This is a genomic window from Clostridium sp. 2218st1_F5_2218SCRN_220325, from assembly GCF_039062665.1.
GTDB lineage: Bacteria > Bacillota > Clostridia > Peptostreptococcales > Peptostreptococcaceae > Intestinibacter.
In genome coordinates, this window is the sequence record NZ_JBCLNH010000004.1 from 82128 (window position 1) to 99335 (window position 17208).

Annotated in this window: 17 protein-coding genes; 1 reads left to right on the forward strand and 16 read right to left on the reverse strand. The window is 28.6% G+C overall.

Going from position 1 to position 17208, the window contains the following annotated elements:
- Positions 1 to 34: 34 nt before the first annotated feature.
- From ABCM86_RS03880 to proC, 3 genes are all read right to left on the reverse strand, one after another.
- Positions 35 to 1363, reverse strand: coding sequence for an ATP-binding protein (locus ABCM86_RS03880; RefSeq protein ID WP_216571647.1), 1329 nt, complete (start codon positions 1361 to 1363; stop codon positions 35 to 37).
- A complete protein-coding gene (locus tag ABCM86_RS03885; protein ID WP_295573887.1) occupies positions 1350 to 2054 on the reverse strand; it encodes a LytTR family DNA-binding domain-containing protein in 705 nt (234 codons plus the stop codon). The genes ABCM86_RS03880 and ABCM86_RS03885 overlap by 14 nt, the downstream gene beginning before the upstream one ends.
- A 365-nt stretch (positions 2055 to 2419) precedes the next feature.
- Positions 2420 to 3223, reverse strand: coding sequence for a pyrroline-5-carboxylate reductase (gene proC / locus ABCM86_RS03890; protein ID WP_343003525.1), 804 nt, complete (start codon positions 3221 to 3223; stop codon positions 2420 to 2422).
- A 214-nt stretch (positions 3224 to 3437) separates the two neighbouring features.
- Here proC and ABCM86_RS03895 point away from each other — a divergent pair, with 214 nt between their 5' ends.
- Entirely contained in the window at positions 3438 to 4358 is a 921-nt protein-coding gene (locus ABCM86_RS03895; protein WP_295573881.1) for a hypothetical protein, read from the forward strand.
- Positions 4359 to 4399: 41 nt separating this feature from the next.
- Here ABCM86_RS03895 and ABCM86_RS03900 read toward each other — a convergent pair whose 3' ends face one another.
- From ABCM86_RS03900 to tsf, 13 genes are all read right to left on the reverse strand, one after another.
- Positions 4400 to 5011 carry a hypothetical protein gene (locus ABCM86_RS03900; protein ID WP_295734696.1) on the reverse strand — a complete coding sequence of 204 codons (612 nt, stop codon included), beginning with the start codon at positions 5009 to 5011 and terminating at the stop codon, positions 4400 to 4402.
- A 667-nt stretch (positions 5012 to 5678) separates the two neighbouring features.
- The gene (locus tag ABCM86_RS03905; protein WP_195930344.1) at positions 5679 to 7283 is read right to left on the reverse strand and encodes a glycine betaine ABC transporter substrate-binding protein; all 1605 of its coding nucleotides are present in this window, start codon (positions 7281 to 7283) and stop codon (positions 5679 to 5681) included.
- Complete coding sequence (locus ABCM86_RS03910; RefSeq protein WP_195930342.1) at positions 7276 to 8412, reverse strand: ABC transporter ATP-binding protein; 1137 nt, start codon at positions 8410 to 8412, stop codon at positions 7276 to 7278. The genes ABCM86_RS03905 and ABCM86_RS03910 overlap by 8 nt, the downstream gene beginning before the upstream one ends.
- Before the next feature lie 281 nt (positions 8413 to 8693).
- Positions 8694 to 9359, reverse strand: coding sequence for an AIM24 family protein (locus ABCM86_RS03915; RefSeq protein ID WP_295573874.1), 666 nt, complete (start codon positions 9357 to 9359; stop codon positions 8694 to 8696).
- Positions 9360 to 9399: 40 nt separating this feature from the next.
- A complete protein-coding gene (gene ispG / locus ABCM86_RS03920) occupies positions 9400 to 10476 on the reverse strand; it encodes a flavodoxin-dependent (E)-4-hydroxy-3-methylbut-2-enyl-diphosphate synthase (RefSeq protein WP_195930340.1) in 1077 nt (358 codons plus the stop codon).
- Positions 10477 to 10520: 44 nt separating this feature from the next.
- The gene (gene rseP, locus ABCM86_RS03925; protein ID WP_195930339.1) at positions 10521 to 11627 is read right to left on the reverse strand and encodes an RIP metalloprotease RseP; all 1107 of its coding nucleotides are present in this window, start codon (positions 11625 to 11627) and stop codon (positions 10521 to 10523) included.
- A gap of 12 nt (positions 11628 to 11639) precedes the next feature.
- Entirely contained in the window at positions 11640 to 12791 is a 1152-nt protein-coding gene (locus tag ABCM86_RS03930) for a 1-deoxy-D-xylulose-5-phosphate reductoisomerase (protein ID WP_343003526.1), read from the reverse strand.
- Positions 12792 to 13044: 253 nt separating this feature from the next.
- A complete protein-coding gene (locus ABCM86_RS03935; protein WP_295734690.1) occupies positions 13045 to 13824 on the reverse strand; it encodes a phosphatidate cytidylyltransferase in 780 nt (259 codons plus the stop codon).
- 11 nt (positions 13825 to 13835) lie between these two features.
- A complete protein-coding gene (locus ABCM86_RS03940; RefSeq protein ID WP_195930336.1) occupies positions 13836 to 14567 on the reverse strand; it encodes an isoprenyl transferase in 732 nt (243 codons plus the stop codon).
- Positions 14568 to 14595: 28 nt separating this feature from the next.
- Positions 14596 to 14799 (reverse strand): hypothetical protein, encoded by a 204-nt coding sequence (locus ABCM86_RS03945; RefSeq protein ID WP_195930335.1) that lies wholly within the window; start codon positions 14797 to 14799, stop codon positions 14596 to 14598.
- Between the two features lie 2 nt (positions 14800 to 14801).
- Positions 14802 to 15356: a ribosome recycling factor gene (gene frr / locus ABCM86_RS03950; protein ID WP_195930334.1), complete on the reverse strand. Its 555-nt coding sequence runs from the start codon at positions 15354 to 15356 to the stop codon at positions 14802 to 14804.
- Positions 15357 to 15382: 26 nt separating this feature from the next.
- Positions 15383 to 16087: a UMP kinase gene (pyrH, locus tag ABCM86_RS03955; RefSeq protein ID WP_195930332.1), complete on the reverse strand. Its 705-nt coding sequence runs from the start codon at positions 16085 to 16087 to the stop codon at positions 15383 to 15385.
- A gap of 95 nt (positions 16088 to 16182) precedes the next feature.
- The gene (gene tsf, locus ABCM86_RS03960; RefSeq protein WP_195930330.1) at positions 16183 to 17094 is read right to left on the reverse strand and encodes a translation elongation factor Ts; all 912 of its coding nucleotides are present in this window, start codon (positions 17092 to 17094) and stop codon (positions 16183 to 16185) included.
- Positions 17095 to 17208: the final 114 nt, after the last annotated feature.

Below are 17208 nucleotides of genomic sequence, written 5' to 3' on the forward strand. Positions count from 1 at the left end.
TTCATTCCTCTAAAGTCATCGTTTATGAATTTATTTAAGGTATTAAAATACCTATATTTAAGTAATTAACATTATCTATACTTGTATTTTTAAATATAATTTTTCCTCTACATTTTTCAGTAATTAACTTTACATTGTATAAACCATATCCTCTGTGTTTACTTCCATTATCTTTTGTAGAATATCCTTTCTCAAATAATTCCATAAACTCTGTATTAGAAAGTTGAGGGTGTGGATTACACACAGTAACTTCAAGTTTGTCATCTATTTTATTCATCTTTATAAATATTGTGTCACCACTTTTACTTGCTTCTATAGCATTATCAATAAGAATTCCTAAAATTTCTACTATTTCATATTCTTCTGTGTATATCTTTTTTAGAGATGCACAGATATTAAGTTCGATGTTTATATTTTTTAAATTGGCTAATTTTATTTTAGAATAAATAAACCCTGATATAACTTTATTGTCACATATAAATAACTCCTTAATACTATCATCCATCAATACATCTTTACTATATGTTCCAACTTTTAACTTAGCATCATCTAAAGTCTCTGCCGTTTCTAATATACTATAAATAGCTAAAAGTTTGTTATTAAACTCATGTTGCCTAGCTCTAACTTCAGACATTAAATCATCGATTACAGGAATATATTGTTCCATAACCTCTACACGTTTTTGCTGATTTATAACATTTCGCTGAGAAACTATTGACCATATATTAATAACTAACAACATAAAAAACACAAATACTACTATAGCTAAATTTTTTATAAGAATATCTACATCAAATTGAAAGCTCCAAACTAATACTAATAATGCTATCAGTGAATTTAATAGTATTAATTTAGTTATATAACTGTTATTCTTTAAATACTCTTTAAATTTATATAACGGTAATTTCAAAACAAAAATTAATATTAAAAGTAATGTAACTATTCTATATCCATATTCATATATATTAATATTTTGAACACTTATTAATTTAAATGGAACTACTGCAAGTATTCTTATAAAAATCCATATTATAATAGAAGCTATAGTTGCAAAAAATGCTTGGCTATTTTCCATGTTTAGATATATACTATTTGCTATCATTAAAAATATACATAAAAGAAATGTTCCATATAAAGAGTTAACAGGTAATATATCAAATCCTATAAAGTCCACCGTTGGCTGTATATAATTATCTGTAACTAATACACTCCATCTAGAAAATATATACACTAGATTAATAAATATAATCCAAGATAAGTTTTTATTAGATTTTTCTATTCTTTTGTTAGATAGATAATTACATAATAAGAACATAGCACTACTATCAAGTAGTGTTTGCGAAATTAGTTTAATATACTCCATCTAAAAACTTCTTTCCTATAGGAATAGTTCCCATATTATTTCTTAAATATATTAAATTATTTGCCTTGTCTATTTTTTCTATATAATTTGTATTTAATATATAACTTTTGTGACATTGTATAAATTTAGAGTCATTAATCATCTCTAAAAGTTTTTTTAATGAATATCCTGATATCATTTCTTTAGTATCCTTATTATCATTACATAAATTAAGTTCTAGTTTTTTTCCGAAAGATTCAATATAAATAATATTTTCTAAGTTATATTCAAAAACAAAAGATTTTTGTTCTATTCTTATTGTTTTAGAAACACTTTTTAGTTGTTTTTTGTACCCAATAACATCATCAAGAACAACGTTTATCTCACTTTTAGTAAATGGTTTTATTAAAAAACTATAACATTTTAGCTCTCTATAAGCTAAAAGTTCCTCACTTGCAAGAGCTGTAACAAAAACAATTGGGCTGTATTTATATCTGTCTATTTCCCTTAATTGTTTTGCTAAATGTGTTCCTTTATAGTCTTTTAATTGTATGTCTAAAATAAATATATCAATGGCATTAATTGTTGCATGCTCTAATGCTTTTTGTGCTTCTTCAAAAACTACAATATCTATATCTTTTTCAAATTCCTTTATGCTCTCTGAAATTATATTGCTAATATTTTTATCGTCTTCTGCTATCAAAATCTTCAACTTTAATATCTCCTCTCCGCCTTAGATTTTACTCTGCTATATTAATTAAAATAAATCATCTCTTTTCTTTCTTCGCTCTTCTCTTTTTAAGCTTAAAACATTGCTAGTATCTATAGTTCTTTTAGCTCTTGCCATTATATTTCTCCCTCCAAAAATAGTTTTGCATCTTGATTAGTATCGCTTAGTATATCATACATTTCTATAAATTATCAATAATATAGAAATATACAAGTAAGTGTTTACAATGATTTATAACCATAATTACATTATAATTATGGTTATTCTATAATATTAAATATTTGAAAACGTAATTGCTATAAAAGAAAAAGGTCAAAAGATAAGATTAATCTTTTGGCCTTTTTAATTTACTTGCTCATTTCTTTAGATTTTTCTATACAAGCACAAACTGCATTTATTACAGATGATCTCATCCCTTCATTTTCTAAAACTTTTACTGCCTCTATTGTAGTTCCTCCTGGCGAACAAACCATATCTTTTAATTCTCCTGGATGTTTCCCGCTCTCAAGCACTATTTTTGCAGCACCAAGCACTGATTGAGCTGCAAAATTATAAGCTTGTTTTCTTGGCATTCCCCCAACAACAGCAGCATCAGCCATAGCTTCAATAAACATAAATACATATGCAGGTGAAGACCCACTAACTCCTATTACAGAGTCTATTAAGTACTCACCTACTACTTCACTTTTTCCAAAAGAGTCAAAAATACCTTTTACTATTTTTAATTCTTCATCTTCTATGTTTTTATTTGGACATAAAGCCGACATACCTTCATTTACAAGGGCAGGTGTATTAGGCATAGTTCTGATTATTTTTTTGTCATCTCCAATTATATTTTCCATGCTAGATATACTTTTTCCAGCAGCTATTGAAACTACTATTTTTTCATCTCCAATTAAATCTTTTACACTTTCTAAAACACCATCAAATATATTCGGTTTAACAGCCATAAAAACTATATCTGAATTTTTTACAACTTCTCTAGCATCTAAAGTTACATTTATATTGTATTCATCTTTTAGTTTATTTAGATTTGTCATTGTTTTAGCAGATGCTATAACATTTTGTGATTCTACTAAGTTTGATTTTATTATTCCGCCTATTATAGCTCCTGCCATGTTACCAGCACCTATAAATCCTATTTTTTTCATTAATTTTGTCCTTTCTTTTGCAAGTTTAGCAAATAAATTTTTAATTATACTTATCTATAACCAATTATAATATTAAATTTTAATCAATACACCTTTTTTTATTATTTTTATAATATAAAATAATATTTTACAATTTTTTATCTATTTAATTCTTCCTATTTTAAAAATATTTGTATATAATTAATCTATATGCAAAGGTGGGGATGTAATTAATATGAAGTCAATAGGAATTATAGATTTAGGATCAAACTCATTAAAATTATTAATTGCAGAACAGAGACATTCAAATAATATAAATGTACTGTTTGAAAGAAAGCATCAAATACGACTTAGCGATTATTATATTGATGATATACCGAATTTATCGGCGATAGGAATATATAAATTAGTTTTAAGCATACAAAATTTCAACGAAAAGTGTAAATCGTTTAATTGTGATAAAGTAATTGTAGTTGCAACTGAGACACTTAGAAAATGTGCTAATAAAGATATTGTATTAAGTGAAATAAAAAAAGAAACAGGATTAGATGTTAAGATACTTTCAGGTTATGAAGAATCTTACTTGGGTTATATATCGACAATAAATACCTTAAATTATAATAATTATTTTTTAGTGGATATGGGTGGAGCAAGTATAGAAATAGCTTTAGTAAAAAACAAAAAATTTAAAAATTATGCTAGCCTGCCTTTAGGGCCTATTCCTCTTTCTAGTAGATTTAATTTATTTAATAGGATATCTCCTTTTACTAGGAATGAATTTAAAAATTATATATATAGGGAATTTAACAAATACCCATGGTTAAAACAAGTAAGAAACCTACCAATAGTGACGATTGGAGGTTCTATAAAAAATATAGCTCAAATTCATATCTGTAATAGCGATACTTATATAGAGCCTTGTTTACACAATTTTAAAATGAATTATTCAGAAATATCTTATATAAATAATAGAATTTGTAGTTTAGATTACAATGAAAGAGTAAATATAAAAGGTGTATCAAAAAAACGAGCAGATGTAATATGTGCTAGTTCTAATTTTATGAAGTACTTTATGCTTTATACACATAGTAAAAAAGTTATTATAAATAATTATGGAATTAGAGAAGGAATATTTTTTAGTTGTTTAGAAGAATAAACCTAGCTATATAAAATATAGCTAGGTTATTATTTATATTTTTATTTTTCTGGAGATTTTCTTTCTATATTTAATTCTTTATCAAGTTTTCTAAGGATTTTTCTAAATTCATGGTCTCCTTCTTTTTCAAGAACTATATGATCTCCTACTAAACGTCTAAATTCAGCATCTGATTTTTCAAGATCTTTATCACTTATGTCATCTAACTTTTTAAGTCTTTTATCTATATCTTCTATTAATTTTTTACCATCATCAATCATTTCTTTATTTAATTTATTTACTTTATCGTTGTCAGATGTACCTTCTTTTTCCATATTATCTATGAAATCTTGAACTTTTGCTTTACTATCTATTAAGGCATCTTTTACTTCTTGTAAGTATTCTTTGTTACCTGGATAATCATGGTCTTTATAGTATTTTTCTGCACTGTCTACGTCACCATAAATATAGTAACTTTCTTCTAGTGGAACTATACTAGATTCATAGTTTTTAGTGTAGACATTATAGTAATTTTCATCAACTACTTTATCTGCTACATCTTCTTCTTTGTTTGCAGTATTGTTTGTGTTTTCATTTGTTTTTTTGTTACTACATGCAACTGCGCCTAAAACCATTACTAACGCTAATAATAAAACTAAAAATTTATTTTTCATATTAAGTCCTCCGCTTTAATTAATTTTCTATTTTATTATTTAACGTATTTAGATTATTATACTTTTTTAACAAAAAATTTTAAAATTATTTTTGGTATAAAAATTAAAAAGTATTGTATACGATAATATTTCTTAATTAGATTTTTATATATTTAATATATATGATGTGGATTTTTGGCAATTATAGTACTACAATATTAATATATAATTTTCTAAGTTAGAGATATTTTAATTTCTTTAATTAGAATCGAAAAAATTAAGCTATTTATACCTACCAGAAAAGTTTGTTCTAATCTGAAAGGAAACTAGTGATATAAAACTACTTTATTTAATGATTTAAGATTTCACAACTTTTCTTTTAGTTTAAAGACTATTAGAAAAGTTTTTTAATTTTAAATAAAAGCTTATACTCATAAAAAAATTTACTGCGTTCATGGCGCCAACGACTTTGTCCGTTGCTTAAGTTAAAATGTAGATTTATTATCTTAATTTTTATCGAATAAATATACCTCAAAGAAAATTATAATTTTGCACATAAAAATTTAAACCTTTGAATAACTAACTAAAAAAAGTTGCCAATTAAGTTTAATTAATTGACAACTTATTTTTTGCTATAAGTAAGTTATATATTATTTATTTTATGTTTACGTCCTTATAATACATATGATTACTCTTTAATTAATTTTTGTTCTACTAAAAAGTCATGTGCTACTTTTTCTGGTGATTGACCTAATTCATCTACTTTATAGTTAAGATTAATCATTGTTTTTTCATCTATTTTTCCTGCTAATTTATTAATTACTTTTTCTACATCTGGATATTTTTCTATTATGTCTTGGTTTACTATTGGCACTGCATAATATGGTGGGAAGTAGTTTTTATCATCTTCTAATACTCTTAATTTGAATTTTTCTAAAAGCCCATCTGTTGAAAAAGCATCTATTACTTGTGCTTTTCCGCTTGTTAAAGCTTGATATCTTAAAGAACCATCCATAGATTTTACAGCTTTAAATTTCATGTTATAAGTTTTTGTAAGACCTGGTAAACCGTCTTCTCTATTTTCAAATGCTAATGTTGGCGAAAATACAAATTCATCTGAGTATTTAGTTAAATCAGAATAAGTTTTTATATTGTATTTTTCTGCCACATCTTCTTCCATAGCTAATGTATATGTGTTGTTATATCCCAATGGATCTAATAATTGTAAGTCGTAATTTTTAAGCGCACTTTCTTTTACATGATTATATACATCGTCAGCAGTTCCCTCTGGTTGTTCTTTCATTATATTTACTAATATTGTTCCTGTATAATCTACACAAACATCTACTTCTTTTTCAACCATAGAATTCCAAAGTACACTTGTTCCAAGGTTCATCTTTCTTTCGATATTATAATCAGTATATTCTTCTAATAAATCTGCATAAATATTTCCAAGTATAAGTTGTTCAGTATAATCTTTAGAACCTACAACTATAGTTTCTTTTTGGGCGAAACTTGAGAAGAAGTATCTACCACAACCTATAAAAATAATTACTAGAGCTGTAGCTACTCCTATAACTTTTCTTCTTCTAGCTTTATATTTAGGGTCTCTATATTCTTTAGGATTTTTAGCATGTCTGCTTCTCTTACTTTTACTTGTACTTATTCCGTCTGGAATTGCAACTACTTCTATTTTAGAGAATACAAAATCAACGCATAAAGCTAATATACACGCAGGTATAGCCCCTGCTAAAATCATAGTATTATTTACAGTTTGTACCCCTGAAAATACTAAATATCCAAGTCCACCAGCTCCGACAAATGCTGATAAAGTCATAAGACCTACCGCAGATACTGCTGATATTCTTACCCCAGCCATAATTATAGGTAGTGCAAGCGGAAGTTGAATTTTAAAAAGTATTTGTCTAGGAGTTAGTCCTATTCCTGTCGCTGATTCTAATATTCCTGAATCAATACCGGTAATACCAGTACTCGTGTTTTTTACTATAGGAAGTAGAGAATAAAGCACTACCATAAATATAGCAGGCGTACTACCTATCCCTAATACAGGTACTAATAGTCCTAGAAATGCCATTGATGGCACTGCTTGTACTATATTGATAAATCCTAATACATATTTTCTAACCGATTTACAATGAGCTATAAATATACCAAGAGGAATACCTATAATTATAGCCAAGACTATGGCTATAATTGTCAATTCAACATGTTGTAATAATAAGCTCAATATCTTTGATTTCTCGCTGACTAAATAATTCATAAAACTAGTCAAGGATACTCACCTCCATTTCCAAGAATTGTTCACTTAAAACAGAAAGTAAACTACTTCTTGTTATCAAACCTACCAACTGTCTATCCTTTGAAACTACGGGTATATGACCTACATTCTCTTTATTCATAATATTGAGGATTTCAATTAAATTGCAATCATCGTAAATAAATAAAGGATTTTTATTCATTACTTTATATATATAATAATCTTGAATTCCGTTTTGTCTTAATTCTTTTACTGTCAAAATTCCAACTAATAAATTATTTTTATCAGTTACTAATATACTATCGACTTTGTTTGTTCTCATTATTTCCATAACTTGTATAACTGTTCTAGTCTCAATTGCTTTTACAGGATTTTTTATCATTATGTCTTTAGCTTTTATATATTCTGGAGCACTCCACAATCTATCACTTCCAATAAAGTCTTTTACAAAGTTATTTACTGGATGTTTTAATAAATTTTCTGCTGTATCATATTGCTGTATTTTTCCCCCTTGCATAATACAGATTTTATCAGCTAATTTTAAGGCTTCATCCATATCATGAGTTACAAATATAATCGTCTTTTTAAGTTCTTGTTGCAGTTCATAAAGCCACTCTTGAAGTTGTGTTCTTGTGATTGGGTCTAATGCACTAAAAGGTTCATCCATCAAAATTATATCTGCATCTGTTGCAATCGCTCTTATAACACCTATTCTTTGTTGCTGACCACCACTCAATTCACTAGGGTATTTATATAGAAATTCATCTGGGTCAAGTCCTACCATTTTTATAAGTCTTTCTGTATTGTCACTTATTTCTTGTTCGGTTTTTTCGCCCTTTAATTTTGGAATTAATTCGATATTTTCTTTTATAGTGAGATGAGGAAATAGGCCTATATTTTGGATTACATAACCTATATTTCTTCTTAATTTGATTGGATCTTCTTTTGATATCGCTTTCCCATCTATGTATATTTCACCACTTGTAGGCTCAATAAGTTTATTTATTAGTTTTAATGTGGTGGTTTTACCACACCCACTGGGCCCTATTAAAACTACAAAACTTCCACTTTCAATAGTTAGGGATATATTATCAAGTATAACTTTTTCACCTGCAGTTTTCACAATATTCTTAATTTCAATCATATTTTCGCCCCCCTTTTACAACTTATATATACAATATAAGTTGTTATTAATATAATGATATCATATTATCAGTTTTCTAACAATTACACTTTTGTAACTTTTTGTGTATCACTTTTTATCTTTTTCTTTATATAAAATATAATAATACAGAATTATTACATAAATATTAATAATTAGAAAATATTTCCATTAAGTTTTATTTTAAAATTAGTTATAAAAATACCCTATACAGTTAGACAACTTTATGTCTTTGTATAAGGTATTTATTTATAAATTATATTTTAGTCTACTGCAATATTTAGCCCTGATAACCTCTCTGATGGTTGAATTATGACAAGTTGTCCTGGCTCATTAAATTGCAGGTGATATGATTCACCTGATGCTTGACCTATTAAGTTTTTCCATGACAATTGTGCAACCTTAGCTTCTGGCTTTCTTCCTGTCCATGCTACTATTGCATCTGGATCTACACAACAAGGCGCTTCAATTATAAGAGGGTTTCCATCTGTTATAATCGCTACATCTTGTACTGAATTTGTATTATTTTTTAAATGGGTAGAAAATAATCCTCTTTGAGATATTACTCCAGAACCTACAAATGTTGTAGAGTATGTAAGCTCTTCTGTAAATGCTAATAGATTTTCACTTTCTACATTTATTGAATCCCCTGGCTCTAAATGAACAACATCTACATGATATGCATTTTCTGCTAAGTAAACTTCGCCTTGTCCTTCAACAGACATTATAGGCATATTTTCACCTGTTATTCTTCTTTGTAGATGTCCAAATAAAGCCCCTCCTAGACCGCCTCCATTATTAGGACCTAGTAATAGTTTTTCAAATCTAAAATCGCCCTTAAAAGCGACCATAGCGCCTTTTTTAGCATAGAATCTTCCACTACCTTTAGCTATACACATTAGCTCATTAGTTACATCGAATTTAATCATAAAATTCCCCCTGATTTGTTGATAAATTGATTAACATCATTTATTTATCTTCTTTATTATCTTCGAAATTTTCTATTTCTTCCATTAATGTTTGTACTAATTTATCTCCGGCAACTTTTTTAACTATTTCACCTTTTTTAAATAGTATTCCTTGGCCATTTCCTCCGGCTATACCAATATCAGCCTCTCTAGCCTCTCCTGGACCATTTACGACACATCCCATGATAGCAACTGTCATATTTTTATTTAAATCTTGTATTTTTTCTTCCACTTCGTTTGCAATTTCTATTAAATTTATATTGCATCTACCACAAGTCGGGCAAGATACTATTTTTATTTTGTCGTTTAATAAATTTAAACTTCTTAGTATGTCTTTTCCTACTTTAACTTCTTCTACAGGGTCTCCTGTAAGTGATATTCTCATAGTATCCCCTATTCCTTTTAGAAGTAGAGAACCTATCCCTATTGAAGATTTAATTGTTCCAGCTCTAACTCCTCCAGCTTCTGTTATACCTATATGAAGTGGATAGTCCACCTTTTGGCTCATAAGCTCATATGCTTCTACAGCTGTGTATATGTTTGAAGATTTTAATGATATAACTATATTATGAAAATCTAAATCTTCAAGTATTTTTATATGCCCCATAGCACTTTCAACTAATGCTTCTGGTGTTGGAGAGCCGTATTTTTTAAGAAGTTCTTTTTCAAGTGAACCTCCATTTACACCTATTCTTATTTTTAAATCTCTTTCCTTACATTTTTCAACTACAGCTCTTACTCTTTCTATGCTTCCGATATTTCCTGGGTTTATTCTTATCCCATCTATACCTTGTTCAATAGCTTCTAGGGCTAATCTATAGTCAAAATGTATATCTGCAATTATAGGTATATTTACCTGCTCTTTTATTTTTGATATGCATTTTGCTGCATCCATATCTACAACAGCAACCCTAACTATATCGCATCCAGCTTCTTCAAGCCTTTTTATTTGTGCTACTGTCTTTTCAACATCTCTTGTATCTGTATTAGTCATAGATTGAACAGAAATTGGATTATTTCCTCCAATTTTCACATCCCCAACTCTGACTTCTCTAGTAATTTTTCTTTTGTAACTCATAGTTCACCTTCTATTTTGATTAGAATAATTGTAATCACATATAATTAGAATAATCTTAAAATATCTTTATATGTTATAAATAGCATAAATGCCATCAGTACACTCATACCTACTATATTTATCATAGCTTCTTTACTTGGGTCTAGTTTTTTACCACCTCTTAAAGCTTCTATTAATAATAAAAGTAGTCTACCACCATCTAAGGCAGGGAATGGAACTAAGTTCATAATTCCTAAGTTTAAACTTATTACTGCACCTAGATATAATAAATTAGTTATACCCATTTTAGCTGCATCTGAAACCATACCTATTACTCCAACTGGTCCAGCGACAGAATTTGATATTCCTCCTGCAACTCTACCTGTAACTAATTGTCCTAAGAACTCAACCATTTGAACAGTTATGTCCCATGTTGTAGTCAAGGCAGTTGTAAATGATTTAATTATATTTTTTGTTCTATCAAAAGTTATACCGATTATATATGTTTTAGTATCTTTATTGTATGTAGGATTAATATCGAATTTAATTTCTTTATTGTCTCTTTCTACTACTATACTTATTTTTTCACCTTTAGAAGATGATATTATATTTGTTATATCTGTAGATGAGTTTACAGTTTGACCATTTACAGATTTGATTTCATCTCCTACTTTTATTCCTACTTCTTGGGCAGGAGCATTATCTACTAATGTCCCTACTTTTGTTGTAGGAATACCTATCATTAAAAATAAGGCTACTAAAAAACCTATACAACCTAAGAAGTTAAAAAATGGTCCTGCAAATATTATACTTGCTCTTTGTAAGATTGTTTTTTCTGCAAAAGAACCTTCATTTACTGTATCTTCATCAGAATGTCCATCTTTATCTTCTATGTCTTCGTTGTCTATTATTAAAGTCTTACCTGAATTTTCTTCATCTTCTTCAGATCTATCGAAACCGTCTTCTTCACCTTCCATGCTTACATAACCACCGATTGGTAAAACCCTAAGTGAATACTCAGTTCCGTTTTTTTCTTTACTATAGATTTTAGGTCCCATCCCGATTGAAAACTCATGGACAGTTACACCATTTTTCTTTGCTAATAAAAAATGTCCAAATTCATGTATTAGGATGATTATCCCAAATAATAATAATGCAATTACTATTGTCATATATTCACCTTCCTATTTTAGTAAATCATTTATATAACTTCTAGTCCATCTATCAACTTCTAAGATATCATCTAACTTTGGATTTAATATACTATTATGAGCATCTAAAGATTTTTCTATATAATAAGGTATATCATAAAATCCAATTTGGTCTTTTAGAAACTTCTCAACAAGCACTTCATTAGAAGCATTTAATACTGTTAAATATGTTTTTCCCTCTTTTAAAGCATCATATGCTAATTTTAAACATGGGAATGTATTCATATCTGGTTCTTCAAATGTAAGAGTACTTAGTTTTTTGAAATCGATTCTTTCAAAATTACTATGTATTCTATCTGGGTATGTAAGCGCATATTCAATAGCAAGTCTCATATCTGGCATAGATAACTGAGCTATCACAGATGTATCTATATATTCAACCATAGAATGTATTATACTTTGTGGATGCACAACTACATCTATATCCTTATGATCTACATCAAATAACCATTTTGCTTCGATTACCTCAAGCCCTTTATTCATTAAAGTAGAAGAATCTATGCTTATTTTTTGACCCATGCTCCAATTAGGATGTTTTAATGCTTCGTTTTTTGTAACATGTAGTAAATCTTCTTTTTTCTTTCCTCTAAATGGACCTCCAGAAGCTGTTAATATAAGTTTATTTACTTGTTTTTTATTTTCTCCATTTAAACATTGGAATATAGCCGAATGTTCACTGTCTACAGGTAGTATTTTTACTCCATTTTCCTCAGCAGCCTTCATAACTATTTCCCCAGCTGTTACAAGTGTTTCCTTGTTTGCTAAAGCTATATCCTTTTTATGTTCTATTGCTTTCATAGTCGGTATAAGACCAATCATACCAACTAATGCTGTCAATACTATATCTACTTCATCTAGTGTAGATATTTTTTCAAGACCGTCTATAGAATCTAGTATTTCTATTTCTATGTCTTTTGGTATCATAGTTTTTAATTTTTCTGCACTTTCTCTTTCATATAGTACAGCATATTTTGGTTTAAATTCTAAAATTTGTTCTAATATTAAATCTACACTTCTATTTGCAGATATAGCTACTACTTCAAATTTATCTCTATTTTGTCTAATTACATCTAACGTCTGTGTTCCTATAGATCCAGTCGAACCTAGTAATGTAATCTTTTTCATATTCATTCACCTCATTCCCTTATAATAAACAATTAATTATACAAATGTATTATATCATTATTTTATTTTGAATATATTAAATTTTTATTATAATATTATTGCTATAATTTAATATGTTCAGTCTAAAAAAAATTATAATACTTTGTTTAAAAAGCAACAATATATTTGTATTTTAAATCTGTATAATTTAATTATTTTAAATCATTTTTCCCTATACGAGATAAAAGCTGCCTCAAAAAGTTTGAGCCAGCTTTTATTTAATAAAAAGTATTATGGCACTATAAACAAATGGTGCAACAAGGATTACACTATCAAATCTATCTAATATTCCACCATGTCCTGGTATTAAATTACCATAATCTTTTATTCCTACATATCTTTTTATTGAAGATGCAAATAAATCCCCAATTTGTGCGATTATACTTCCTATACTCCCAATTACTATCATCATTACTATATCTAATTTAAATATGTATCCAAATATTAAGCAACATATTGTACTTCCAAGTATACCCCCTATACTACCTTCTATAGTCTTTTTAGGGCTCACTTCTGGTATTAATTTGTGTTTACCGAATAAATATCCAGCAAAATACGCAAAAGTATCTGTCATAAATGCTATTATAAATATCAGCCAAACTAATTTTTTACCATCTACAAAACCATCCATAGTTAGTACTATAAAGTCTATAAGAACTCCAACATAAAAAATGCCGAAAAATGTTACTACTATATCCATAATATTTCTTTTACATTGTAACATAGGTATAATAGAACATATAAATAAAATAAACATCACTATATAAGTGTAGTTCATTCTTAAACCGAAACAGTTTTTTATAAATAAGTAAAATGCAAATATATATCCTAAGCTAAATATTGGATTAATTTGTTTAACTTTAAAGGCTTTATAAAATTCATTAATCGCTATTGAAATAATTATAAATTCGCCTATATATAGAGGTAATCCACCCAAAATAACTAATAGTAATAATGGAACTAAGGCTAGCCCTGCTAAAATTCTGGTTTTCATAAAGACACTCCTTATTTAAGTCCCCCAAATCTCCTATCTCTGTTTTGATATGCATATATAGCTCTTTGAAGCTCTTTTTCATCAAAATCAGGCCAATATACATCAGTAAAATACAACTCAGCATAAGCTAGTTCCCAAAGCAAGAAATTGCTCAATCTTTGTTCCCCACTTGTTCTTATAACTAAATCTGGGTCTGGAAGCGACTTAGTACTTAGATAATTTTTTATAGTTTCTTCTGTTATACTTTCAGAATCTAACGTATGATTTTCAATATCTCTAGAAATTTGTTTAACTGCCTCTGTGATATCATATCGACCACCATAATTTAAAGCTAAGTTTAAATTTGGTCCATCGTTATCTTTTGTCAATTCCATAGCTCTTTTTAGCTCGTCTAAGCACGACTTTGGTAATTTTTCTATATCTCCAATAGCTGTTAATTTTACATTATTTATATTTAATTCTTCTACTTCTTTTTTCAAATAACTTTGTAATAATGTCATTAGAGTTTCTACTTCTAGTGCTGGTCTTTTCCAGTTTTCTGTAGAAAAAGTATATAATGTAACATGTTTTATACCTAATCTTTTACATTCTGTTATAACTTTTCTAACTGTTTCAACACCTGCTTTATGTCCAGCTGTTCTAGGTAAAAATCTTTTCTTTGCCCATCTTCCATTACCGTCCATTATGATTGCAATGTGTTTAGGCAAGTTATTTATATCTATATCAAAAAACATATTGTCCATATTTTCTCTCCAATACAATTTCTGACTCCTATAATAAGGAGTCAGAAAAATAAGTTACAATTAATTCTATACTATTTTCCTTTTGAGAAATTTTTATAACTCTAGGAATTATAAGTTTCTCTTTATCTTTTCTTCCTCGGATCTCTGTAATAGTATATTTAATATTTTCATTCTCAAAAAATGTTTTTACCTCATCTAGATGAAGTCCTAATAGTCTATTGTATTCTTTCAAGATTATACCGCCATTATATCTTTTTCTTTTGCAGCTAATAATACATCTATTTCTTTAGTATATTTATCAGTTAATTTTTGAACGTCGTCTTGACCTCTTTTTAATTCGTCTTCAGTTATTTCGCCGTCTTTTTGCATTTTTTTAAGTTTATCGTTAGCGTCTCTTCTTTCGTTTCTTATTCTAACTTTGAATTCTTCAGAAGCTTTTTTAGCTTGTTTAGTTAACTCTATTCTTCTTTCTTCTGTTAAAGCTGGTATGTTTAATCTTATAACATCACCATCGTTAGTTGGGTTAAGACCTAAATCAGAGTTCATTATTGCTTTTTCTATGTCTTTCATTGCACTTTTGTCCCATGGGTTTATAAGAAGAGTTCTTGGTTCAGGAACAGATATAGAACCTACTTGGTTTATTGGTGTTGGTGTTCCATAGTAATCCACTCTTATTTTATCTAACATTTGTGCATTTGCTCTACCTGCTCTTATTGTTGAAAATTCAAATTTAAGAGCTTCGATAGTCTTGTCCATTTGTGCTTGTAATTTTTTTTGTAATTCTTTCATATTACTTCCTCCTAATTTTTATTAAGTTATTCTACAGTTGTCCCTATATTTTCTCCATATACTGCTCTTAATATATTCTCCGTAGTAAGCTTAAATACCTTTATTGGAATGTTATTATCCATACATAAAGATGTAGCTGTTGAGTCCATAACTTTAAGCTCTCTTTGTATAACATCAAGATAAGTTAATTGGTCAAATTTTACTGCATCTGCATGTACTTTTGGATCTTTGTCATATACACCATCTACGTTTTTAGCTAGTAATATAACTTCTGATTCCATTTCTGCCGCTCTTAATGCCGCTGCTGTATCTGTTGAGAAGTATGGATTTCCAGTTCCTGCGCCAAATATTACAACTCTTTCCTTTTCTAAATGTCTTACAGCTTTTCTTCTGATATAAGGTTCTGCTATTTGTCTCATTTCTATAGCTGTTTGAACTCTAGTTGCTACGTCCATATTTTCTAGAGCATCTTGTAAAGCCATAGCATTCATAACTGTAGCTAGCATTCCTATGTAGTCTGCTGTTGTTCTGTCCATTCCTTCAGAAGTTCTACCTCTCCAGAAGTTTCCTCCTCCAACAACTACTGCTACTTCTACACCTATTTCTCTTATTTTTTTGATAGCTACTGCGATTTCGTTAACAACTTCGTTGTTTATTCCAATACCTCTATCTCCAGCTAAAGCTTCCCCACTTAGTTTTAATAATACTCTTTTGTATTTTGGTTTATCCATAGAAATCCTCCTAAACGTATATTTTACTAATTAAAATTTAAAGTTTTGGTACTTACAAAAAAGAGAACACGTAAGTGTTCTCTTTTGGTCGTCGATTATTTAAGTTGCTTAGCAACTTCTTCTGCAAAGTTTTCTTCTTTCTTTTCTATACCTTCGCCAACTTCGAATCTTACAACTCTACCAACTTTTATGTCACTACCAACATTTTTAGCTACATCAGCAACTAATTTTTTGATTGTGAAATCAGAATCTTTAACGAATGTTTGTTCTAATAAGCAAACTTCTTTTAATTCTTTTTCTAATCTACCTTTTATCATTTTTTCTACTATGTTAGCAGGTTTTCCTTCGTTTAATGCTTGTGCAGTTAAAACTTCTGTTTCATGAGCTAAGTATTCAGCATCAACGTCATCTCTTGAAACGTATTTAGGATTCATAGCAGCAACTTGCATAGCTATATCTTTTCCTAATGCTAATACTCTTTCATCTCTAGCGTCAGTTAATAATTCAACTAAAACACCTATTTTACCAGCACCATGTATGTATCCTGATACTTGACCTTCTGAAGTTATAGTTTCGAATCTTCTGAAGTCTAATTTTTCTCCTATTGTAGCTATTCTGTCGTTTAATACGTCTTTTAAAGCTTTACCTTCTGCATGATTTTCTTCTAATAAAGCTTCTATGTCTGTAGCAGTAGTGTTTAATGCCATTTCAGCAGCATCAGCTACGAAAGTTTTGAAATCTTCGTTTTTAGCAACGAAGTCAGTTTCTGAGTTTACTTCTACTACTGTTGCTTTAGTGTTATCGTCGCTTATTTTTATAGCAACTAAACCTTCAGCAGCTACTCTATCAGCTTTTTTAGCAGCTTTAGATAAACCTTTTTCTCTTAATATATCAACAGCTTTGTCCATGTTTCCATCAGCTTCTACTAATGCTTTTTTACAGTCAAGCATTCCAGCTCCAGTGCTGTCTCTTAATTCTTTAACCATTTTAGCAGTTACGTTAGCCATAATTAAATTCCTCCTGTTATCTTAAAAATGGCAAGGAGAAACCTTACCATTAATTTTTTTTAATTATTGAGAAATTGTATTAAAAAATACAATTTCTCGTATCAAAGTTAATTA